General features: G+C 64.9%; 17 protein-coding genes. 4 read left to right on the top strand and 13 right to left on the bottom strand.

All coding sequences use genetic code 11. The features are described from left to right. The 7 genes from ACFW0B_RS17860 to peaA all read right to left on the bottom strand — a co-directional run. On the bottom strand, positions 1-1,255 hold a 1,255-nt coding region (locus ACFW0B_RS17860; protein WP_459251718.1), incomplete at its 3' end, for a methyl-accepting chemotaxis protein. A 79-nt stretch (positions 1,256-1,334) separates the two neighbouring features. After that, positions 1,335-2,363, bottom strand: a complete 1,029-nt coding sequence (locus ACFW0B_RS17855; RefSeq protein WP_449150342.1) for an AraC family transcriptional regulator — start codon at positions 2,361-2,363, stop codon at positions 1,335-1,337. 111 nt (positions 2,364-2,474) lie between these two features. Then, positions 2,475-4,175: an AMP-binding protein gene (locus ACFW0B_RS17850; protein ID WP_449150341.1), complete on the bottom strand. Its 1,701-nt coding sequence runs from the start codon at positions 4,173-4,175 to the stop codon at positions 2,475-2,477. Positions 4,176-4,493: 318 nt separating this feature from the next. Further along, complete coding sequence (gene peaD / locus ACFW0B_RS17845) at positions 4,494-5,618, bottom strand: quinohemoprotein amine dehydrogenase subunit beta (protein ID WP_449150340.1); 1,125 nt, start codon at positions 5,616-5,618, stop codon at positions 4,494-4,496. Between the two features lie 29 nt (positions 5,619-5,647). Beyond that, entirely contained in the window at positions 5,648-5,971 is a 324-nt protein-coding gene (gene qhpC / locus ACFW0B_RS17840) for a quinohemoprotein amine dehydrogenase subunit gamma (protein WP_449150339.1), read from the bottom strand. Between the two features lies 1 nt (position 5,972). After that, complete coding sequence (gene peaB, locus ACFW0B_RS17835) at positions 5,973-7,403, bottom strand: quinohemoprotein amine dehydrogenase maturation protein (protein WP_449150338.1); 1,431 nt, start codon at positions 7,401-7,403, stop codon at positions 5,973-5,975. 73 nt (positions 7,404-7,476) lie between these two features. Then, positions 7,477-8,994 (bottom strand): quinohemoprotein amine dehydrogenase subunit alpha, encoded by a 1,518-nt coding sequence (gene peaA, locus ACFW0B_RS17830; protein ID WP_449150345.1) that lies wholly within the window; start codon positions 8,992-8,994, stop codon positions 7,477-7,479. A gap of 457 nt (positions 8,995-9,451) precedes the next feature. Between peaA and ACFW0B_RS17825 the strand changes: the two genes are divergently transcribed. Next, positions 9,452-10,945: an aldehyde dehydrogenase family protein gene (locus ACFW0B_RS17825; RefSeq protein ID WP_449150337.1), complete on the top strand. Its 1,494-nt coding sequence runs from the start codon at positions 9,452-9,454 to the stop codon at positions 10,943-10,945. A 370-nt stretch (positions 10,946-11,315) separates the two neighbouring features. Further along, positions 11,316-11,660, top strand: coding sequence for a hypothetical protein (locus ACFW0B_RS17820; RefSeq protein ID WP_449150336.1), 345 nt, complete (start codon positions 11,316-11,318; stop codon positions 11,658-11,660). Positions 11,661-11,716: 56 nt separating this feature from the next. Here ACFW0B_RS17820 and ACFW0B_RS17815 read toward each other — a convergent pair whose 3' ends face one another. The 6 genes from ACFW0B_RS17815 to paaN all read right to left on the bottom strand — a co-directional run bounded on the left by ACFW0B_RS17815 (position 11,717) and on the right by paaN (position 19,764). Beyond that, entirely contained in the window at positions 11,717-13,090 is a 1,374-nt protein-coding gene (locus tag ACFW0B_RS17815) for a glutamine synthetase family protein (protein ID WP_449150335.1), read from the bottom strand. Positions 13,091-13,405: 315 nt separating this feature from the next. Continuing rightward, positions 13,406-14,896, bottom strand: a complete 1,491-nt coding sequence (locus tag ACFW0B_RS17810) for an aldehyde dehydrogenase family protein (RefSeq protein ID WP_449150334.1) — start codon at positions 14,894-14,896, stop codon at positions 13,406-13,408. Positions 14,897-15,423: 527 nt separating this feature from the next. Beyond that, positions 15,424-16,344 carry a transcriptional regulator FeaR gene (gene feaR / locus ACFW0B_RS17805; RefSeq protein WP_449150333.1) on the bottom strand — a complete coding sequence of 307 codons (921 nt, stop codon included), beginning with the start codon at positions 16,342-16,344 and terminating at the stop codon, positions 15,424-15,426. A 94-nt stretch (positions 16,345-16,438) separates the two neighbouring features. Continuing rightward, a complete protein-coding gene (gene paaX / locus ACFW0B_RS17800; protein WP_449150344.1) occupies positions 16,439-17,362 on the bottom strand; it encodes a phenylacetic acid degradation operon negative regulatory protein PaaX in 924 nt (307 codons plus the stop codon). 91 nt (positions 17,363-17,453) lie between these two features. Continuing rightward, entirely contained in the window at positions 17,454-18,053 is a 600-nt protein-coding gene (gene paaY / locus ACFW0B_RS17795; RefSeq protein WP_449150332.1) for a phenylacetic acid degradation protein PaaY, read from the bottom strand. A 25-nt stretch (positions 18,054-18,078) separates the two neighbouring features. Next, entirely contained in the window at positions 18,079-19,764 is a 1,686-nt protein-coding gene (paaN, locus tag ACFW0B_RS17790; protein WP_449150331.1) for a phenylacetic acid degradation protein PaaN, read from the bottom strand. Positions 19,765-20,172: 408 nt separating this feature from the next. On the opposite strand from paaN, the gene paaF reads away from it, so the two are divergent. Together paaF and paaG are read left to right on the top strand one after the other, a co-directional pair. Then, positions 20,173-20,946, top strand: a complete 774-nt coding sequence (paaF, locus tag ACFW0B_RS17785; protein ID WP_449150330.1) for a 2,3-dehydroadipyl-CoA hydratase PaaF — start codon at positions 20,173-20,175, stop codon at positions 20,944-20,946. A gap of 44 nt (positions 20,947-20,990) precedes the next feature. Beyond that, positions 20,991-21,782 (top strand): 2-(1,2-epoxy-1,2-dihydrophenyl)acetyl-CoA isomerase PaaG, encoded by a 792-nt coding sequence (gene paaG, locus ACFW0B_RS17780; RefSeq protein WP_449150329.1) that lies wholly within the window; start codon positions 20,991-20,993, stop codon positions 21,780-21,782. Position 21,783 lies beyond the last annotated feature (1 nt).

Raw genomic sequence — 21,783 nt, 5'->3', positions numbered from 1 at the left:
CGCCCAGTTCGTCCTGGCGGGCGTAGTCCAGGCGGCGGGTCAGGTCGCCTTCGCCGCTGGCGATGTCCTTGAGCATGCCGGCCACCCCGAGGATCGGCCGGGTCACGCCGCGGGCGGTGAGCCACACTAGCAGCAGGCCGACAACCGCGGCGGCAACGCCGAACAGCAGCTCCAGCCAGGTGCCCTGGGCGTTGCGCGCGTCCAGCTCCTGTTGCAGTTCAAGGGCCGGCGCCAGCAGGGTCTGCATGGGCACGTCGAGCAGCACGGCCCAGGGTTTGGATTCCGGGATCGGCTGCAGCGGCGCGAGCACCTGCAGGTGGTCATTGGCCTGTTGCTCGTGGGCCTTGCCTTCGCGTTGCAGGCCGAGGAGCGCGGACGCTTCGTTCGGGTAGACCTGGGCCAGGCCCCGGCCAAGCTGGCCGGCGTCCGCGCTATGACCGGCGAGCAGGCCCGCCGGGCTGAGGATGCTGATGGAGCCCTGGCCGCCATACAGGCCCTGGCTGCCAGCGCTGGCCAGCTGTTGCAGGTTGCTCAGGCTGATATCCATGCCCACCACCGCCAGCATCCTGCCGTCCTCGATCACCGGGAAGGCCAGCGTGGTGATGAGGGTCTTCTGGCCGGAGGCTTCGTCGAAGTACGGGTTCAGCAGACAGGGCTTGAGCGTCTGTTTCGGGCAGTTGAACCAGTTGTTGAAGGGGCTGCCGTCAAGCATCGGCGTCGTGTCGCTGATCATCTCTTCGGTGGGTGCCAGGGAGCTGAGCTGGCCATCGCGCTGCGCCCAATAGGCGGAGAAACGGCCCACCTCGTTGCTGCCGAGTTCCGTGCGATTGGCGTAGAGCGCGTCGCTGCCGTCCAGGGCATCGGGCTCGAACACCAGGTAGAAGCTGAGCAGCTGCGGGTTGGCCTGCAGGGACTCCTTCACCTTCTGGTTCAGGTCCTCGCGCAGGAGCTGGCCGTCCAGTTGCAGTTTCTGCGCCAGGCGCTTGTCCTGCAGCACCTGGCGGGAGAAGTTGAGGCCGTCCTGGTAGGCCGACAGGAAGTAGCGCTGGATGGTCAGCGCCTGCACCTTGCCCTCCCCTTCCATGCGCTCGCGAGCCGAGGTCTCCAGCATCTGCGCGCTGTTCGCCTTGACCAGCGCGGTGCCGGCGCCCATGCGGTAGAGCGAGATACCGATCAGCACGGCGACGATGGCCAGCAGGCAGAGGCCGGCCAGCAGGGTGATCTTCCACTGGATGGAAAGTCGGTTGAGGGGCATGGAATGGGTCCTGTGTGTTTCGTGTCGGCAGTTGGGTGCAGGCAGCGGCCGCCCGTCCATATAGCGGCGGGAAGGCGCATCAACTTGAATCCGGATGGATGAGTGCGCGGTATTGTCCCGGCGTCGAGCCGGTCCATTTCTTGAAAGCCTTGTAGAAGGCGCTGGTGTCGGCAAAGCCCAGTTCGAAGGCCAGTTCGGTGAAGTTGACTTCGCCATGGTCCAGCCGGGCGATGGCCAGGTCACGCCGGACCTGGTCCTTCAGCCCCTGGTAGGACTGCCCTTCCAGGGACAGTTTGCGGCGCAGGGTGGACGGCGCCATGTAGAAATGGCTGGACAGCGCCTCCACGTCAGGCCAGCGCTCGGGCCGGAGGCTGCGCAGGTAGGCGCGGATGCGTGCCGCCAGGCTCTGCGGGTCGCGGTAGCGCACCAGGATGTTCGCCGGCAGGCCGGCAAGGAAACGCTTGAGGTCACGCGGCGTACGCCGCACCGGCAGTTCCAGGCAGTCGGCGTTGAACAGCAGGCGGCTCTGTGGGCGGGAAAAGCGCAGATTGGTGCTGAACATCACCCGGTAGTCCTCGATGTAGTCCGGCACTGCGCAACGCAGGTCGACGCCGAGGATGGGAATGCGCCGCCCGGCCAGCCAGCACATCAGGCCGTGGATCATCAGCCACAGGGTGAAGTAGCTGAAGGCCCGGCATTGCTGCCCTTGCGGCTCATCGAGGGTGATTTCAGCGAGACCGCCCCGACGCTCCAGGCGCGGCGACAGGCCGTCGAAGACCAGTTCGAGGAAGCGCAGGGACAGGTCCAGGGCCGCCCCCACGGTGGGCTCCTTCGCCGCCGCGCGGGTCATGTAGGCAAAGCTGCCGGACTTCATCCGCCGCGGGTTCATGCCGAAGAACTCGTCGTCCATGGTCCGCGCGATGAGCAGCCAGAGCTGCCCGTAGAGCTGCGACGACACGCGCCCATAGGGCTTGGCCAGCAGCTCGGCGGGAATGCCGGCCTGGCGGAGCAGCGCGGAATCGTCGAAGCCCCGCTGGCGGAGTTCCAGCAGGGCTTCGTGGACCAGGCGGATGGAGATGGTGCCTTTCTCGGCGGAGGTGCCTGTCATGGGCTCCCTTGGTACTGATTTCCAGCAATGCGCATTGTAGGGGCTTTCCCTGTGGGGGCGAATTCATTCGCCCCCACAAAAGAGCGAAGAGCTCCGCCCCGGCTGCCGGCCCTACCGAATCGCCGCCACCTTGTCGTCCTTCGGCGGGGTCAGTTCCTCGATGCTGATTTCGCGCATGCGGAACTTCTGGATCTTGCCGGTCACCGTCATCGGGAAGGCATCCACGAAGCGGAAGAAGCGCGGCACCTTGAAGTGGGCGATGCGCTCCCTGGCCCAGGCACGAAGCTCGTCTTCGGTGGCGCTGTGGCCGGGGTGGAACTTGATCCAGGCGACGAGCTCCTCGCCGTACTTGCTGCAGGGAATGCCGATCACCTGCACGTCGGCCACCGCCGGGTGGGTGAAGAAGAACTCTTCCAGCTCGCGCGGGTAAATGTTCTCGCCGCCGCGAATGATCATGTCCTTGCTGCGGCCGACGATGCAGACGTAGCCGTTCTCGTCCATGGAGGCGAGGTCGCCGGTGTGCATCCAGCGGCCCGGATCGATGGAGTCGGCGGTCGCCTGCGGGTTGTTCCAGTAGCCCAGCATCACGCTGTAGCCACGGGTGCAGAGTTCGCCGATGGTGCCGCGCGGGACGATCCGGCCCTCGGCGTCGACGATCTTGCTTTCCAGGTGCGGCTGGGTGCGGCCAACGGTGGTCACGCGCAGTTCCAGTTCGTCGTCCGGACCGGTCTGCAGGGACACCGGGCTGGTCTCGGTCATGCCGTAGGCGATCTGCACTTCGCTCATGTGCATCTCGTTGATCACCCGACGCATCACTTCGATCGGGCAGGTGGCGCCGGCCATGATGCCGGTGCGCAGGCTGGACAGGTCGAACTCGTCACGCTGCGGGTGATCCAGCTCGGCGATGAACATGGTGGGCACGCCGTAGAGGGCGGTGGCCTTCTCTTCGGACACGGCACGCAAGGTGGTCAGCGGGTCGAAGGCATCGCCCGGGTAGATCATGGTGGAGCCGTGGGTCAGGCAGCCGAGGTTGCCCATCACCATGCCGAAGCAGTGATACAGCGGCACCGGGATCACCAGGCGATCCTGCTCGGTCAGACCCAGGCTCTCGCCGACCATGTAGCCGTTGTTGAGGATGTTGTAGTGGCTGAGGGTGGCGCCCTTGGGGAAACCGGTGGTGCCGGAGGTGTACTGGATGTTGATGGGGTCGTCGAACTGCAGGCTGGCCTGGCGTTCGGTCAGGGCCTCGACACTCACCTGCCCGGCTTTCTCCTGCAGGGCAGCCCAGGGCAGGAAGCCCGCCGGCGGATTGGCCGCCAGGCTGACCACGCCGCGCAGCTCCGGCAGCTTCTCCGAGGACAGCGCGCCCGGCTCGGCAGCGGCCAGCTCAGGCACCAGGCCCAGCAGCATGGCGTGGTAGTCGGAGGTCTTGAAGGCGTCGGCGCAGATCACCCAGCGGCAGCCGGACTGCTTGAGGGCGTATTCCAGTTCGCTGCTGCGGTAGGCCGGATTGATGTTCACCAGGATGGCGCCGATCTTGGCGCTGGCGAACTGGGTGATGCACCACTCGGCGCAGTTGGGCGCCCAGATACCGAGGCGGTCGCCGCTCTCCAGGCCCAGGGCGAGCAATGCACGGGCGTGGCGGTCCACCGCTTCGGCCAGTTCCTTCCAGCTGTAGCGCAGGCCCTGATGCCTGACTACCAGCGCCTCGCGCTCGGGGAATCTGGCAACCGTGGCATCGAATGCCGCGCCTATGGTCATGGCGAGCAGGTCTTTGTCCTGCCGCCCCCGGGTGTAGCTCTGGTGATTCATGGCTGTCCCTTCTTGTCGTTGTACTGGGATCGACTCTGATCAACTGGCCTCGACTACGGCGGAGAGGCCCGGTACGCAATTGGTTTATTTACCTTTACGTAAACGTCAAGGTAAATAAAGACAGTTTTCCTGTCTAGTGACCCATTGGTCGGATATGGGTTCGGTTGCCTGGCGGCCAGTGGTCCGGCCGTCGACATTCTGTGGGGGCGAATTCATTCGCTAAGCAGGACGCAGTCCTGCCCTCAAGGTCGATGGGGCAGCTGCGCTGCCCTTAGCGACTGAAGTCGCCCCCACAGAGAAACCAACCAAACCCCTTTCTTAGCGGATGAACACCTGCGTCGTGGTGATGGCCATGTCACCACCCGGCAACTTGATGTTCTTCACCTTCTCCAGGCTGTCCGGGTCGAACACCGCGATGTCGTTGAAGGTGCCGGCCAGGTAGAGCTTGCTGCCCTTGGTGTTGAAGGCGACGCAGTAGTAGGAGTGGTCAAGGTTGGCGGCCTTGATCAGCTTCTGCTCCTTGATGTCGTACTTGGCCAAGCGGTTGAGCACGCCGTACATATGGTTCGGGTTCTTCGGCGAGCGCAGGCCGGTGAAGTACAGCTCGGTCAGCGGCGCGAAGTCCTGGACGGTGCTCTTGCCGGTCTTCAGGTCGATGCTGACGTAGCCATACACGTAGTCGGCGGTGGCCAGGTCCTGCTTCTCATCCTTGAACTTGGCGGTGGTATAGAGCATCGAGAACTCGTGGTACGGCGTCTGGTGCGGCCAGAAATACAGCACGTCCGGCGCGCTGTAGTTCGGGCGCTGCCAGTTGCGGCCGGGCACTGCCACCTCGTACTTGCCGGTGTGCACGTCCATCTTGTAGATGTCCGGCCCGGCGACGAACAGGCTGCCGTCATCAGCGGCGCGCATCAGGTAGACCTGGCGCGGCATCGGGAAGCTGCGTACCGGTTTGGCGTCGAGGCCATCGCTGGTGCGGAACACTTCCAGGCGCGGCTGCTTGACCACGTAATGGTCACTCATCATCTGGGTCGGGTTGACCGTGGTGTAGAGCTCCTTGCCGTCCGGGCTCAGGGCGAAGGAGAACATCGAACGCGCCTTCTCCCCAGGCTTTTGCGACAGTTTGGCGTGGAACACCGTCTTGCAGTCGTCCAGGTCGACGCCGTACAAGTCGCCGAAGTGGTTGTTCAGCAGGTAGGCGGTCTTGTTGTCCGGCGCCATCATCGCGGTGCCGGGACCGAAGGCATCGGGCAGGCGGCAGGTCTTGTACAGGCTGTCGCTGGCCAGATCGACCACGTGCAGGTTGTTCGGGTAGTTGGTGGCGATCATGTATTCATGACCGGCCTTCAGCGCCGGACCGGCTGCATCAGTGGCCCAGGCACTGGTGCCCAGTGCGAAGCCGGCGACGGCGGTCGCCAGGCTGGCGATGGCTTTGAGTTTCATGCGGTTATCCCTCTTGTTCTTGTCGCCGGTCATTTGTCTTTCGGGAATACGGTGCCGAGGTTTCGCCAGTCCTCCGCGGAGTTGACTGCCTGGGTGTTCCAGTCCGGGTAGGTACTCATCATGTCGGGCACCTGGGCCGGCCACCAGCAAGGGTCTGAGCAGCCGTAGAGGTCGGCTTCCATCGGCTGGCACAGGGAGGTCACGCCACCGAAGGCGTCCACTTCCCAGCCCGGGTCGGTGGTGGCGGTGCATCCGGCCACCGCACTCATGGCCATGACTTCCTCGATGCGATCTTCGGCTGCGGCTTTTTCGAGCATTTGCGCTTTGTTGTTGAGCGGCTTCAGATGTTTCATGTCAGTGCGCCTTCCGCGGAGAGATGTAGCTGCTGATGAAGGCCGGGTTGTCGGCCATGATGCGGCTGTAGACCTCGATGCCGAAGTCCACCCAGTCGCGCATCAGCTCGCAGTAGTGATAGGTCGGGTGAGTGGGGTCGCCGTAGCGGGCGTAGCTTTCGTGGTAGCAGCCGCCGGAGCACAGGTTGCGGATGCGGCAGCTGTCGCAGCCGGTGCCGGAACGGTCCAGGCGCTGGGAGAGGAAATCGTTGAGCTCAACCTGCTTCACCCCGCTGTGCACGTTGCCGAAGGTCGGCATGCTCGAACCGGTGAAGCGGTGGCAGAGGTTCAACTCGCCCTTGTGATCCACCGCCAGCATCTTCAGGCCGGCGCCGCAGGGCAGCGCCTTCTTGTGGCCTTCATGGATGTCGGTAATCAGCTGGTGCAGGTTGGAGAAGCCGATGTTACGGTGCTCCAGCGCCGCCTCCAGGTAGCGGCGACCCAGTGCCTTCATGTTGGCGAAGACTTCCACCAGCTCTTCGCTGGTCAGGTTGTAGTCCGCCATGTCGCCCGAGGTGACCGGCGCGAAGCCGACTTCGGCAAAACCCAGCTCGTTGAACAGGTGGTTCCAGATGGTCTCGACATCGGTGATGCCGCGGGTCAGGGTCACCCGCGCGCCCACCGGCCGGCTGCGATAGCGCGACAGCAGCAGGTCCACCTTGCGCCGCACCACGTCATAGGTGCCCTGCCCGCCCACGGTGATGCGGTTGCGGTCGTGCACCGTCTTCGGCCCGTCGATGCTGATCGACAGCCCGAAACGGTGGGCGTTGAGGTAGTCGATGATCTCTTCGGTGAGCAGCGTGGCGTTGGTGGTCATGATGAACTCCACCTGCTTGCCTTCTTCCGCGAAGCGGCGCTCGCAGTAATCCACCATGTGCTCGATCAGCGGCCGGTTGGACAGCGGTTCGCCACCGAAGAACACCACGCTGTAGCGCTCTTCGTCGGGCGACTCGCGCAGCAGCATTTCCACCGAGGCTTCGGCGGTTTCGGCGCCCATCTTCTTGCCGGCCGAAGGCTTGTCCAGGTCTTCCTTGTAGCAGTAGGTGCAGCTCAGGTTGCAGCCGGTGTTGACGTTCAGCACCACGGTATTGAGCGCCGTGCGCTCCACCTTGGCGATGCCGATTTCCGGCGTCAGCGGCGAGCCGTCACTGACCACTTCCAGCGCGATCAGCTCGCGCAGGGTTTCATCGATGTCCTGCCCGGCGAAACGTCCGCCCAGGCGTTGCACCAAGTCCTCCGACGAGCAGCTCTGCTGGCGCAGGGCGTCGATGATGCCGCCGGTGACTTCATCGGCGGCGAACAGCGAACTGCTCGGGATATGGAACAGCATGCGGTCGGCATCCACCCGCACTTCGTGCAGGTTGCGCTCGACCAGATTCAAGATTGCGCCCATGGCGACCTCCCGGAATTGTTCCCAATCGTCGTTGCGAATCCGGGCGGGGAAGCCCCGCCCGAGCCGATGCCGCTTACGGGATCGGCGGGTTGTTCCAGCGTTGCACGGTGACGATCAGGTGCCCTTCGCCCTTCTGGCCACCCTCTTCCAGCTGAGCGATCACCTTCAGGTTGCCGGCGTTGTTGGTCATCATCTTGCGATCCGGGTTGGGGCCGGCGGCGCCGGGGATGAAGACGCCATCCTTCTGCATCTGCCCTGCGAACTTCACGTCCTCGTCTTCCTTGGCGCGCTCGTCGAAGGGCTCCACCGACCACTTCGCCGGCAGGTAGCCGATGCGGTACGGCTGGCCGTCGGCACCCTTGCCCCAGGCTTCCGCTTCGAAGCGGCCCTGCACCTTGGGCGTGGAGCCGCCGTTGTCGCCGATGCGGGCGATGGAGAACTCGGGCACCACCTTCACCTCGGCGATGTCCTTGTACACGGCCAGGTCGACACCCTTGAGTTCGCCCAGGGCGACGCTGCGCACGCCGGGTGCCGCATCGGCGGCAGCCTTGACCTTGACGCGAACCAGTTCGGGAGTGGCTTCCAGCACCTTCACCACCTCGACGCCAGCGCCAAGGTCCGGGGTACCCTTCAAGCCGCTGCCCACCAGGGTCAGTTCGGTTTCGCTGCCGGCCTTGATGAAGGCGGGCTGCACGGCCAGCAGTTTGGCGTTGCCATCTTTGGCGGCGCTGAAGTCGAGACCGCGCTCGTCGTGCTCGGCCTCGAACATGCGGCCCTTCATCTCGCCGTTCAGGGCGGCGAAGACCTGGCGCATGGTGGTATCGCCGACCTTCAGGTTGCCGCGCCATTCGTAGCCGTTGTAAAGGATGGCCGAGCCGCTGCCGTTGAACGGCGTGCCGTCGGCGTACTGGCCCTTCACCTCGACCTTGAAGGTGTCGCCGGCGTCCAGGGTCACGGTCATCACGCCGCGCACGTCACCCTTGGCGAGCATGTGGCCGCTGAAGCTCCACTGCCCCGGCAGGGCATCAGCCTGGGGCTTGGCCTTCTGCCAGTCGACCCAGGCCTGGTCTTCCAGCGGGAAGCGCTTGGCCAGCTCCGGCACCATTTCCTTCAGGGCGAGGTCCAGCCAGTCGCGGTCGCGGGACTGGGCCTGGTATTCGAGAGACGGCCACTGGCCGAGGTGGAAGTTGACCAGGTGTTCCCACTCTTTGGCGGGACGGCGCTGCAGGGCGACACGGGCACCGGAGTGGCAACGGCCGCACATCTGGCTGAGCTGGTCGTCGAACTGCTCGACGGTGTTCAGGCGACGTTCCATGGCGTAGCGCACGCCATCGGTTTCGCTGGGCGCCAGGCCCTGCTTGTCGGCCAGGTACTTGACCAGGGTACGACGGTCGTCGTCGCTGATCTGAAGGCCGTGCATCACCTGCATGCGCGCGATGCTCATCAGCCAGCCTTCAGGCGTCTTGCGCTGGTGACTGATGCGACTGTAGGAATCGTTGCCCTCGGCAATGTGGCAACCCATGCACTTGGACTTGAGGAGGGCTGGTCCCTCCTCCGTAGCATGAGCCTGGGCGAACATCAGGGACGCCATGGCCAGTGCCAAGGTGCCCGCGTGCTGCCGGAGTCGAGTCGTGTTCAAGGTCAGACCTCCACGGTGTTGTTCTTATGGTGTGCACCCCTTGGCGGAGCGGGTGCAGTTGTCACGGCAAATACATAATGTGTGCCACTCCGCAAAAAATCCTTTTACAACAATCATTTAGCCTTAAAAATCGGACTTGGCGGGGATGCTGGCCCGGGATCCTGGCGTCTAATTTCGCGACAGACTGTTCCACCCTGAGACTGCCCTGCACAGTACGCCGTTAAGGCAAGTGGCCCCGCTGTTCCAGGTGCGTCTCAGGCCGTCTCAAACTGCAACAGACGAATTTTCGCCGGGCAGCCGGCAAATCATTAAAAAACCTTTTAAATCATTGGCTTACGACGAATTTTCAGCGTTGGCATGGGGGTTGCGAAAGCTCGGGCACAACTTCAATGAAAAGAGGCTCCCTCCCATGCTCGCCGAACTGCCCATCCTCCCCCAGACCCAGGCCTTCCTCAATCGCAAGCTGAAGATGCTGATCGACGCAGAGTGGCAGGACGCCGCCAGCGGCAACACCATGAGTTTCCGCAACCCGGCCACAGGCGAAGTCCTCGGCGAGGTGCCCTCGGCCGCCCTCGAGGACGTCGACCGCGCCGTGCAGGCCGCCCGCCGGGCCTTCGACGATTCGCCCTGGAGCCGCATGCGCCCGCGCGATCGGCAGAACCTGCTATGGCGCCTGGCCGACCTGATGGAACGCGACGCCCAGGAACTGGCCGAGCTGGAATGCCTGAACAACGGCAAGAGCGCCGCCGTAGCCCAAGTGATGGACGTGCAGCTGGCCATCGACTTCCTCCGCTACATGGCCGGCTGGGCCACCAAGATCGAAGGCACCACCGTCGACCCGTCCCTGCCGCTGATGCCCAATGACCAGTTCCACGGCTACATCCGCCGCGAGGCGGTCGGCGTGGTGGGCGCCATCGTCGCCTGGAACTTTCCCCTGCTGCTGGCCTGCTGGAAACTCGGCCCGGCACTGGCCACCGGCTGCACCGTGGTACTCAAGCCCGCCGACGAAACCCCGCTGACCGCCCTCAAGCTGGCCGAACTGGTGCTGGAAGCCGGCTACCCGGCCGGGGTATTCAACGTGGTCACCGGCACCGGCCTCAACGCTGGCGTCGCCCTCACCCGCCATCCGGGCGTCGACAAGCTGACCTTCACCGGCTCCACCGAAGTCGGCAAGCAGATCGGCAAGGCGGCCATGGACAACATGACCCGCGTGACCCTGGAACTCGGCGGCAAGTCGCCGACCATCGTCCTGCCCGACGCCAACCTGCAGGAAGCCGCCGCCGGCGCCGCCACCGCGATCTTCTTCAACCAGGGCCAGGTCTGCTGCGCCGGTTCGCGCCTCTATGTGCACCGCAAGCACTTCGACAATGTGATCGCCGACATCGCCGGCATCGCCAACGGCATGAAGCTGGGCAACGGCCTGGACCCGAGCGTGCAGATGGGCCCGCTGATCTCCGCCAAGCAGCAGGACCGCGTCACCGGCTACATCGAGCTTGGCCGCGAACTGGGCGCCACCATCGCCTGCGGTGGCGAAGGCTTCGGCCCCGGCTACTTCGTCAAGCCGACGGTGATCGTCGACGTCGACCAGCAGCACCGCCTGGTGCAGGAAGAGATCTTCGGCCCGGTACTGGTGGCCATGCCCTTCGACGACCTCGACGAAGTGGTGCGCCTGGCCAACGACAACCCCTATGGCCTGGGCGCCAGCATCTGGTCCAACGACCTCGCGGCGGTGCACCGCATGGTGCCGCGCATCAAGTCCGGCTCGGTGTGGGTCAACTGCCACAGCGCCCTCGACCCGGCCCTGCCCTTCGGCGGCTACAAGCTCTCCGGCGTCGGCCGCGAAATGGGCGCGGCGGCCATCGAGCACTACACCGAGCTGAAGTCGGTGCTGATCAAGCTCTGAGGCTCGGTCCAACCTTCGTGCTGATGGGTTTTGTACCTCTACCCTTCCTACAAAAGCCCGACCGTAGCGCGATTGTAGGATGGGTCGGGCGGCGTTCCGCGGAGCTTGCGATACCCATCACGCCCTTGCCCCACCTGTGGGGGCGAATTTATTCGCGAATGAATTCACTCCCACATTCCACTTTCCGCAGCGCTGTCGCGCCTCCGGGGACGAACTAGACTGACAAATGTCGGAATGACAGCACGCGCTGTCATTCGAACCGAGGTCAAAATGACATCACACACCGTATGTTGTTGATTTGAAAGGATTTCACTTCTGGCACGGATTGTGACGAGGACCCTTTGCCAAATAACAGTCGAAGGGAACCAACATGAAAGCCCCCAGTATCACCCTGTGCCTTGCCCTGCTCGCCTCTGCCCCCGCCTTCTCCGCAGAAGTCCTCTCCGAAGTTCCTGACACCACCGTCGGCAAGGCTGGCGGCGGCATGACCGGACTGATGTTCGGGGCCATCGGCGGCCCGGCGGGCGCGATTGCCGGTGCCGCGGTGGGTTACTTCGGCGGTAGCGCCGTCCAGCAAGCCAGCGGCCTCGCCGAACCCGCCTACATGGTGAAGATGGATGACGGCTCGGTGCAGCGCTTCCGCTCCCCCGGCAAGCACTTCAAGGCCGGCGACCAGGTGGAAGTGCGCGGTATCCGCATAGAAGCCGTGAACTGAAGGTGTAGCGCGCTTCTTGAACCCGGCGACCGCGGGATAAGCCTCGGCTTCGAGCTTCAGTAACGCTCGAAGCCGCGTTGCAGTTCCCAGTCGGTAATCCGCCGGTCGTATTCCTTTTGCTCCCATTCGGCGGTGTGCACGTAGTGCTCCACCACCTCGTCGCCGAACGCCTTGCGCAGCATGGCCGAGCCCTTGAGGGCGGCCGTCGCCTCGCGCAAGGTCTTGTCGACTTCCGGCAGCTGGTCGTCCACGTAGGCATCGCCCTCGAAGGGGGCTGGCAGTTCGAGCTGTTCGTCGATGCCCGCCAGCCCCGCGGCGATCAGCGCGGCGAAGGCGAGATAGGGATTGAGGTCGGCGCCACCGATGCGGCACTCGATGCGCACCGACTTGCTGCCCTCGGCGCAGAGGCGGAAGCCGGCGGTACGGTTGTCGCGGCTCCACACCGCGCGGGTCGGGGCGAAGGTGCCGGCCTGGAAGCGCTTGTAGGAGTTGATGTAGGGCGCGAGGAAATAGGTGATCTCGCTGGCGTACTTGAGCTGCCCGGCCACCCAGCCGCGCATCAGCTTCGACATGCCGAACTCGGCCTTGGGGTCAAAGAACAGCGGCTTCTTGCCTTTCTTGTCCCAGAGCGAGCTGTGGATGTGGCAGCTGGAGCCGGCCAGGTCATAGCGCCACTTGGCCATGAAGGTGATGGACTTGCCCTGCTGGTAGGCGATCTCCTTGCAGGCGTGCTTGATGATGGCGTGGCGGTCCGCCATGGTCAGGGCGTCGGCGTAGCGGACGTTGATCTCTTCCTGCCCCGGCCCCCACTCCCCTTTCGAATTCTCCACCGGTACCCCGCAGGCCTGCAGGTGCTTGCGGATCGCCCGCAACACCGGTTCCTCGCGGGTGGTCTGGAGGATGCTGTAGTCCTCGATGAAATGCGCCGCGGTCTTCGGATGGATGTAGTTGCGCTTGTGGATGGCCTCGTAGCTCTCGTCGAAGAGGTAGAACTCCAGTTCCGAGGCGAACATGCCCATATAGCCACGCTCGGCGAGCCGCGCCACCTGCTTGCGGAGAATGGCACGCGGGCTGTGGGGCAGATCCTCGCGGTGGTGATGATCCAGCACATCGCAGAGCACCAGCGCCGTGCAGTCCAGCCAGGGCACCCGGCGCAGGGTGCTCAGGTCGGGCTTGAGCACGAAGTCGCCGTATCCCTTGCTCCAGCTCGCCGCGGCGTAGCCCGGCACCGGCTCCATGTCGATGTCGTCGGCCAGCAGGTAATTGCAGCAATGCGTCTCCTCGAAGGCGCTGTCGACGAAGAATTCCGCCTGGAAGCGTTTGCCGACCAATCGCCCCTGCATGTCCACCATGCAGGCCAGCACCGTGTCGATCTCGCCGCTGGCAACGGCTTGCTTGAGTTCGTCGAAGCTGAGGAGAGGTTCGCTCATGGGGCGGTCCTTTGGGCGGGGAACTGCCGAAAGCTTAGTTCAGGTGCGGAAAATGCAAGGTTGCCCCGTACGAGGGCAGTGCGAACGGTGTAAATCGCGGCGTTTGCGGGGGCTGTTCGAGACGCCTGATTGTGGGGCCAAGTTGTGGGGGCGATTTCAATCGCTAAGCAGGACGAAGTCCTGCCATTCAAGTCCCCGGGGCAGCTGCGCTGCCAATAGTGAATGAATTCGCCCCCAACAGGAAAAAGCCCTTCTTCTGAACCCACAAAAAAACCGGCAGGCGTGAAGGCGCCTGCCGGAAATCGAGGGTTCGGATCAGTGGGAGATGCAGACCGACTTCAACTCGGTATACGCCTCGATCACCGTGCGGCCGAATTCGCGGCCCATGCCCGACTGCTTGACGCCGCCGAAGGGCATGTTCGGGTCCAGCAGCACGTGGGCGTTGACCCACACGGTGCCGGCTTCGATACGCGGCACCAGGTTCATTGCCTTGGACAGGTCGTTGGTCCACAGGCTGGCCGCCAGGCCGTAAACGCTGTCGTTGGCCAGTTCGATCATGGCGTCTTCGTCGGTGAAGGGGATCACCGACAGCACCGGGCCGAAGACCTCTTCGCGCGATACGGTCATCTCGTGGTTCACGTCCGCCAGCACCGTGGGCTGGACGAAGAAGCCGTCGCCTTCCAGGCGCTCGCCACCGGCCACCACGCGGGCGCCTTCCTGGCGGGCCAGGTCGATGTGCTTGAGCACGTTCAGCTGCTGCTTGCGCGATACCAACGGGTTGATGGCCGCGTTCGGGTCCATGCCCGGACCGATGGGCAGGCCCTTCACCGCAGCGGCCAGGCCCTGGACGAAGGCTTCGTAGATGGACTGATGCACATAGAAGCGCGAAGCCGCGGCACACACCTGGCCGTTGTTCAGCAGGCCGCCGAGCAGCGCGCCCTGCACTGCCTTCTCCACGTCGGCATCGGCCAGCAGGATCATCGGGTTCTTGCCGCCCAGTTCCAGGGCGAAGCGGGTCATGTTCTCCATGCACGCCACGCCGACGCTCTTGCCCACGGCGGTGGAGCCGGTGAAAGACACCTTGCTGATCAGCGGGTGCGACGCCAGGGCGTTGCCCACGGTGCTGCCGCCGCCGGTGACGACGTTGAACACGCCGGCCGGGATGCCCGCCTCGAAGGCCAGTTCGGCCAGGCGCAGGGCGGTAAGCGGGGTCTCGCTGGCGGGCTTGATGACCACGGTGCAGCCGGTGGCCAGCGCCGGCATGGCCTTCCAGGTAGTGATCATCAGCGGGAAGTTCCACGGCACGATGCCGGCCACCACGCCCACCGGCTCACGACGGGCGAAAGCGGTGAAGCGCGAGCCAGGCGGAATCGGGATCGACACGTCCATGGTCTGGCCTTCGATCTTGGTCGCCCAGCCGGCCATGTAGCGCATGAACTCCACGGTGGCGCCGACATCCAGCATGCGCGACATGTTGATCGACTTGCCCTGGCTCAGGGTTTCCAGCTGCGCCAGTTCTTCCGCGTGCTCTTCCACCAGGGTGGCGAATCGCAGCAGGATGCGCTCGCGGTCCGCCGGACGCAGGCCGGACCACACGCGGGACTTGAACGCCCGGTGGGCGGACTGCACCGCGCGATCCAGATACTCCAGCGGCACGTCAGGCACCTGGGCGATGGCTTCGCCGGTGGCCGGATTCAACACCGGGGTGGTCGGGCCGTCCGGCAGCACCCACTGGCCGTCGATGAAGCAGCCGTGGCGGCGCTCCAGGAATGCCGCCACCTGCGGCAGGATTTCAACCTTGCTCATGCTCGATCCTCTTCATCCGTGGGCCGGGCGTCTGCCCGGCGCCATCAACGTTTCCCGGATTCTCTGCGCTGGGAGGATTCGAGGTTTTTTTGTCTGTGCCAGACGTGTTGGCAGGGCTGCCAGGTGTGGGGCTGCGACATGTGGGGGCGAATTCATTCGCCAGGCAGAACGCAGTCCTGCCCTAAAGCCCCCCAGGGGGCAGCTACGCTGCCCTTGGCGATTGAAATCGCCCCCACAAAAGCGCGGGCAATGCCGGATACCGGCCTGTAGGGGCGAATTCATTCGCCAAGCAGGACGAAGTTCTGCCCCAAGGCCCCCAGGGGGGCAGCTGCGCTGCCCATCGCGATTGAAATCGCCCCCACAGAAATGCGGGCAATACCGGAGATCGAGGGGCTGGCAGAACACCTGTAGGGGCGAATTCATTCGCCAGGCAGGACGCAGTCCTGCCCTGAGCCCCCCCCAGGGGGCAGCTGCGCTGCCCTTGGCGATTGAAATCCCCCCCACAGAGAATGCGATCGAGCCAGGGATCAACCCTGGCTGTACTGCTTGCGGTACTCGCTGGGCGACACGCCGAAGCGCGCCTTGAAGGCGGTGGAGAAGTAGCTGGAGTCGGTGAAACCCCAGGCATAGCCAAGGGCAGAGAGCTTCTGCTCGCCGGTGGCGTGGCGCAGGCTTTCGGCGCAGAAGTCCAGGCGGCGGTTCTTGATGTACTGCGCCACCACCAGGCCCTTCTTGGCGAACATGCGGTACAGGCCACGCACGGAAACCCCCACCTCGCGGGCGATGGTTTCCGGGCAGAGTTCCTCGGCGCAGATGTTCTCATCGATGAAGCGCAGGGTCTTGCGGAACAGACGCTCGTGGGCGTCCTGCCCCACTTCGGCGGCGCACAGGGCCGGGCGCAGCAGGCTCACCATCGCTTCCAGGGTCGCTTCGCTCTCAGGCAGGCTGAGGCTGTTCTGTTGCGTGGATTCGATGATCAGCCGGTTGGCCAGCACGGCGACCGGCGTGTTCCCCGGAATACGCTGGGCGCAGCGCACACCGGAGAAGCGCAGGCCCTGCTCGACGATGTGGCGCGGCAGGATCAGCGAGAGCTGGCGAGAGTTCTCGTGGTAGACGAAGTCACTGGGCAGGGTGGAGTCGATCAGGGTGATGTCGCCGGGTGCCAGTTCGATGCGGTTGCCGGCCTGCTCCATGCCGGCACGGCCGGCCAGCTGGAACGCCAGGTAGAAGTGCTTGCCGTCGCTCTGTGCCAATTCCTTCGGGGTGCGGTACAGGCGTGCCTGGGCCACGTCGACGAAGCTCAGCTTGATGGCGCCGGCCTGGTGCTCGCGGATGGACCCGGAAAACTCCGAGCCCAGCAGCTTGGCGCCGAAGCGCCCGCACACCTGATTGATGCCCTGCAGCCACTCGTCGAAGCGGTCTGCCCTCAATGATTGTGCAGTCATCATGGCTTTCTCAGCCTCACGCTAGACGTTGTTCTTGTCGTTATCCGGCCAGGCCGGGTTCACCTCGTCCGTGACTGTCGCCCCCTCGGGGGCTGCTTTACCTCAATCCACCGAATCGCTGATAGAAGCTTTCTCCTGCATCGGGCAACGGGCCATCCGCGGTTTCCAGCGCCGCGTTCAGCCATTCCTCCGCCTTGGCGAAGATGAGTCGGTAGATGTTGCGGCACAGCTGGCGCGCCGCACGGCCTTCCCAGTCGCCCGGAAGGAGTTCGTCGGGGAGTTGCGGGTCACGCAGCAGCAACTTGCGGTATTCGTGGATCAGCAAGGTCCGGGCCAGGAAGCAGTCGGCCGGCTGCAGCTGCTCCTGCTCGCGCAGGGCCTGCCAGAGCGGGCGGAACAGCTGGATGAACTCGCTGTAGTGCTTGCCCAGCTCGTCGATGTTCCAGCTCTCGCGAACCTGCATGCGCAGGGCCTTGGAGGCCAGCACGTCCTGGGCGCGGGTCTCGAAGAGGATGCTGTCTTCCAGCGCATCCAGTTCCTGCAGGGTGGCGGTCAGGTCCACCCGGTCGCAGCGCGGATTGGCCAGCACGGTGGGCGAAATCGCACCAAAACCTTGCCACTCCAGCTCTTCACGCACCTGTTTGCGCTTGTCCTGGGGCAGCTGCGAGAGCACCACCAGGGACCAGGCGCCATCCCAGGCCGGGACGCTGGAGCTGTAGACCCGCTTGAACGCCTTCTCGAACCGCCGCCGGCCGGTGCCGGTCAGGCTGTAGTAACTGCGTCGGCCGACCTTCTCGGCACTCAGCCAGCCTTCCTTGGTCAGGCGGAAGATGGAGGTGCGGATCAGCCGCTCATTGATGCCCATGGGCTCCAGCAACTGGATCAGGCTGCCCAGCCAGACGGTGCCGCCGTGGGGTTCGATGGCATCGCCGTAGAGGGTGATGATCAGCGAACTGGCACGGATGGGCGTCTGCTGCTGGAAGCGGGTGACGAGTTGATCCAGGGGCACAAGCGATGTCATGGGCATAGGGGAAACGTGAAAAATGCCGAATATACCCGCAGGCTCATCGGCATGACCATTGGGAAATATCCCCGCCGTGCGAAGACCGCACTCATTGCGACGAGCTGCCTTTCGGGCGCAACCCGCGGTCGGCGATGCGCGGACGGTCGGCTTCCACCTCGGCCAGGGGCTCGCAGGCCACCATGGCCTGCAGACAACGCTGCGCGAGCAGTTGGTACTCGCGGGTGCCGGCCTGCTTCCAGCCCACTTCCTCGTCGCTGAGCCGGCGCTTGACCTGAGCCGGCGCGCCCATCACCAGGGATTGCGCCTCGCAGCTGAAACCGGCCTTGACGAAGGCCGTGGCCGACACGAAGGAGCGTGCGCCGATCTGCGCGCCATCCATCACCACGGCGTTCATCCCCACCAGCGCATCCTCGCCGATGCGGCAACCGTGCAGCACGGCGCCGTGGCCGATGTGGCCATTGCGCTCGACCACGGTGTCGCTGTCGGGGAAGCCGTGCATCACGCAGGTGTCCTGGATATTGGCGCCCTCCTCCAGGATGATGCGGCCGAAATCGCCGCGCAGGCTGGCCAGAGGGCCGACGTAACAGCCCGGGCCGATGATCACGTCACCGATCAATACGGCGCTGGGATGCACGTAGGCGGTGGGATGCACCACCGGGGTCAGGCCGTCGAGGCTGTAGCAGGTCATCGCAAGGCTCCTTCTTCTTATGGATTCAGGCCGCGCCGTGGCGACGGCTCTGCACGGTGACGAAACGGCGGGACACAAAGGCACCGTCGGTGATCGAAGCATTGGCCGCCGGGTTGCCGCCGCTGGCGTGGAAATCGCTGAAGGCCGCGGACTGGTTGACGAACACGCCGCCATCGAAGTTGACCGACAGGGCCACGGCGACCTCCTGGGACAGTTGCTCGGCACGCTCCAGCACCGCCTCATCGGTGGAATACACGCCCAGGGTCAGGGCGCCCTTCTCGGCGATCACCTCACCGGCCAGGCGCAGGCTGTGGGCGGTGTCGTCGGTGGCGATGACGAAGGCGATGGGGCCGAAGCGCTCCTCGGCATAGGCGTCGCGGTCGGCAGCGTCCACCTTCAGCAGCAACGGCGTGTGGATACGCGCACCGGGGAATTGCGGATGCTCGCGGGCCTCGCTGTCCAGCAGCACCTCGCCCAGTCGGCGGCAATCCTGGATGCGCTGGGCGGTGGTCTCGGACTGGATGGCGCCGATCACCGCACAGGCACGCTCGTTGTCGGCGAGGAAGCTCTTCACCGCGCCGGCGAGGGTCTGGGCCACCTCGTCGAAGCCGAGGTGCTGGTCACCATTGCGGACGCCGCCGCGCGGCACGTAGATGGCCTGGGTGGTGGTGCACATCTGGCCGGAATAGAGGCTCAGGGAGAAGGCCAGGTTGCGGGCAACGGCCTTGATGTCACGCACGCTGTCGATGATCACGCTGTTGATGCCGGCCTTCTCGGTGAACACCTGGGCCTGGCGGGCGTTGTCTTCCAGCCAGTTGCCGAAGGCGCTGGAACCGGTGAAATCCACCAGCTTGACCCGCGGGTCCAGGGCCAGGCGCTGGCTCACCGGCGCTTCCGGGGTGTCCACCACCAGGCTGACCAGCGCCGGGTCGAAGCCCAGTTCAGCCAGCACCTCCTGGGCCACCTTGACGCTCATGGCCACCGGCAGGATGGCGCCGGGGTGCGCCTTGACCAGCACCGGGTTGCCGGTCGCCAGGCTGGCGAACAGGCCGGGATAGGTGTTCCAGGTGGGGAAGGTCGAACAGGCGATCACCAGCGACAGGCCGCGCGGAACGATGTGCCAGCGCTTGTCCAGCACCAGCGGGTCCTGCTTGCCCTGGGGCTTGATCCAGCGCGCCGCTTCCGGCACTTGGGCCATGGCGCGCCAGGCGTAGGCCAGCACTTCCAGGCCACGGTCCTGCGCATGGGGGCCGCCGGCCTGGAAGGCCATCATGTAGGCCTGGCCGCTGGTGTGCATCACGGCATGGGCCAGTGTCGGGCTGAGGGTATTCAGGCGCTGGAGGATTTCCAGGCAGGCCCCCACCCGCGCCTTCGGTCCGGCATCCCGCCAGGCCGGCAGCGCCGCCTGCTGGCGCGAAAGCAGCGCGTCGGCGTCGTACTGGTCGTAGCTCACATTCAGGTCGAAACCGTAGGGCGAACGCTCGGCGCCGGCACGGCCGACCGATTCCGGCCCGACCAGCACGAAGTGCTGGCCGAGCAACGCCTCGAAGGCAGCCTGGGCACCTTTGACGGCGTCCTCCGGGTACTGCTTGAGGCTTTCCGGGAAGGGCGACCAGTAGCCGCGCTCGCTGATGGCCTGGACGGCGCGCTCGAGGGTGCCGCGATGGTGCTCGAACAGTTCGAGGGCGGCGGCGCGGGCGGTGGTCGACATGGAAGAACTCCTCAACAAGGCAGATGAAGCCACAAGGTGGCGCAAAGCGATTCGCTTGACGATGAATTTTGTATCACATCATTCAGCCACATAAAAGCTTATCTCCCTGTATCAGATGACGACCGGTCATCGGCAGGCACCACGCGCCCTGAACAACCGACAAAGCCCTTGATACAAGGCCGTTCCAAGCCGAACAAGGTACCTGGCAAGCTGTCCTTTAGTAGTAAAGACAGAGCATATGAGACACATAAAACATATGCGACATTCTTGTTTTGTATCGCTTTGCGGTTATACTCCGGCCAAAGTCGCCCCGCCCTCAGCGCGGCAGACACAGGAACGGACCCCACCCGAATCCACTAATAAGAGCGGCTCGCCACAAGCCGCGCGTGCACCTGAGGAAGCGTCGAAATGCCTCGTACCCTTGCTGTCCTGCCGCCCGAGCAGGGTGTCCGCCTGATCACCCTGCAGCGCCCGGAAGCGCTCAACGCGCTCAATACCGAGCTGCTGGGTGAACTGGCCGCCGAACTGGATGCCGCCGAGCAGGACGCCGAAACCCGCGTCGTGGTCATCACCGGCAGCCGCAAGGCCTTCGCCGCCGGTGCCGATATCAAGGAAATGGCCGAGCGCGACCTGGTGGGCGTCCTCAATGACCCGCGCCTGGCCCACTGGCAACGCATCACCCGCTTCAGCAAGCCGCTGATCGCCGCCATCAATGGCTTCTGCCTGGGCGGCGGCTGCGAACTGGCCATGCACGCCGACATCCTCATCGCCGGCGAAGACGCCCGCTTCGGCCAGCCGGAGATCAACCTCGGAATCATGCCCGGCGCCGGCGGCACCCAGCGCTTGCTGCGCGCGGTCGGCAAGTCCCTGGCCATGCAGATGGTGCTCACCGGCGAAGCCATCGATGCCCGCCACGCCCAGCGCGCCGGCCTGGTCAGCGAAGTGACCCAGCCCGAATTCACCGTCGAGCGCGCCATCGCCATCGGCCGCGTCATCGCCCAGAAGGCGCCGCTGGCCGTGCGTCTGGCCAAGGAAGCGCTGCTCAAGGCCGAAGACACCGACCTGGCCAGTGGCCTGCGCTTCGAGCGCCACGCATTCACCTTGCTGGCCGGCACCCGCGACCGCGAGGAAGGCATTCGCGCCTTCCAGGAAAAGCGCCGTCCCGAATTCACCGGCCAGTAAGCACCGGCCGTCCGCCCCTTCGAACTCCATAGAGCGCCAAAGCGATGAATTTCGAGCACATCCTGTTTTCCATCGAGGCTGGCGTGGCCACCCTCAGCCTCAATCGTCCGGAACAGCTGAACAGCTTCAACACCAAGATGCATGGCGAGGTCCGTGAAGCCCTCAAGCAGGTGCGCCAGAACCCCGAGGTCCGCGTACTGCTGCTGACCGGTGAAGGCCGCGGCTTCTGCGCCGGCCAGGACCTGGGCGACCGCAACGTGGCCCCTGGCGCTGCCGCGCCGGACCTGGGCGAGTCCATCGAGAAGTTCTACAACCCGCTGATCCGCGCCCTGCGCGACCTGCCGCTGCCGGTGATCTGCGCGGTCAACGGCGTAGCCGCAGGCGCTGGCGCCAACATCCCGCTGGCCTGCGACCTGGTGCTGGCCGCCCGCTCCGCCAGCTTCATCCAGGCCTTCTGCAAGATCGGCCTGATCCCCGATTCCGGCGGCACCTGGACCCTCCCCCGTCTGGTCGGCATGGCGCGCGCCAAGGCCCTGACCCTGCTGGGCGACCGCCTGACCGCCGAGCAGGCCGAACAATGGGGGCTGATCTACCGCGTGGTGGATGACGCCGCCCTGCGCGAGGAGGCGCTGAAACTCGCCCGTCACCTGGCCACCCAGCCAACCTACGGCCTGGCCCTGATCAAGCGCAGCCTCAACGCCAGCCTGAACAACAGCTTCGACGAGCAACTGGACCTCGAGCGCGACCTGCAACGCCTTGCCGGCCGCAGCGAGGACTACCGCGAAGGCGTAAGCGCCTTCATGGAAAAGCGCACCCCGGCCTTCAAAGGACGCTGAG

This window comes from Metapseudomonas phytobenefica (assembly GCF_043392685.1).
In the GTDB taxonomy this organism is placed as follows: Bacteria; Pseudomonadota; Gammaproteobacteria; order Pseudomonadales; family Pseudomonadaceae; genus Metapseudomonas.
The sequence above is the reverse complement of the archived record's forward strand: the minus strand, read 5'-3'. Positions and strand labels throughout refer to the sequence as shown.

What these genes read in the sequence shown, in the direction of transcription:
- ACFW0B_RS17820 (WP_449150336.1), top strand. Translation starts at nt 11,316, where the DNA reads ATGAAAGCCCCCAGTATCACCCTGTGCCTTGCCCTGCTCGCCTCTGCC.
- ACFW0B_RS17825 (WP_449150337.1), top strand. Translation starts at nt 9,452, where the DNA reads ATGCTCGCCGAACTGCCCATCCTCCCCCAGACCCAGGCCTTCCTCAAT.
- peaB (WP_449150338.1), bottom strand. Translation starts at nt 7,403, where the DNA reads ATGGGCGCAATCTTGAATCTGGTCGAGCGCAACCTGCACGAAGTGCGG.
- ACFW0B_RS17815 (WP_449150335.1), bottom strand. Translation starts at nt 13,090, where the DNA reads ATGAGCGAACCTCTCCTCAGCTTCGACGAACTCAAGCAAGCCGTTGCC.
- ACFW0B_RS17850 (WP_449150341.1), bottom strand. Translation starts at nt 4,175, where the DNA reads ATGAATCACCAGAGCTACACCCGGGGGCGGCAGGACAAAGACCTGCTC.
- ACFW0B_RS17855 (WP_449150342.1), bottom strand. Translation starts at nt 2,363, where the DNA reads ATGACAGGCACCTCCGCCGAGAAAGGCACCATCTCCATCCGCCTGGTC.
- qhpC (WP_449150339.1), bottom strand. Translation starts at nt 5,971, where the DNA reads ATGAAACATCTGAAGCCGCTCAACAACAAAGCGCAAATGCTCGAAAAA.
- paaY (WP_449150332.1), bottom strand. Translation starts at nt 18,053, where the DNA reads ATGACCTGCTACAGCCTCGACGGCCTGACCCCGGTGGTGCATCCCACC.
- paaN (WP_449150331.1), bottom strand. Translation starts at nt 19,764, where the DNA reads ATGTCGACCACCGCCCGCGCCGCCGCCCTCGAACTGTTCGAGCACCAT.
- peaA (WP_449150345.1), bottom strand. Translation starts at nt 8,994, where the DNA reads ATGGCGTCCCTGATGTTCGCCCAGGCTCATGCTACGGAGGAGGGACCA.
- paaG (WP_449150329.1), top strand. Translation starts at nt 20,991, where the DNA reads ATGAATTTCGAGCACATCCTGTTTTCCATCGAGGCTGGCGTGGCCACC.
- paaX (WP_449150344.1), bottom strand. Translation starts at nt 17,362, where the DNA reads ATGACATCGCTTGTGCCCCTGGATCAACTCGTCACCCGCTTCCAGCAG.
- ACFW0B_RS17810 (WP_449150334.1), bottom strand. Translation starts at nt 14,896, where the DNA reads ATGAGCAAGGTTGAAATCCTGCCGCAGGTGGCGGCATTCCTGGAGCGC.
- feaR (WP_449150333.1), bottom strand. Translation starts at nt 16,344, where the DNA reads ATGATGACTGCACAATCATTGAGGGCAGACCGCTTCGACGAGTGGCTG.
- paaF (WP_449150330.1), top strand. Translation starts at nt 20,173, where the DNA reads ATGCCTCGTACCCTTGCTGTCCTGCCGCCCGAGCAGGGTGTCCGCCTG.
- peaD (WP_449150340.1), bottom strand. Translation starts at nt 5,618, where the DNA reads ATGAAACTCAAAGCCATCGCCAGCCTGGCGACCGCCGTCGCCGGCTTC.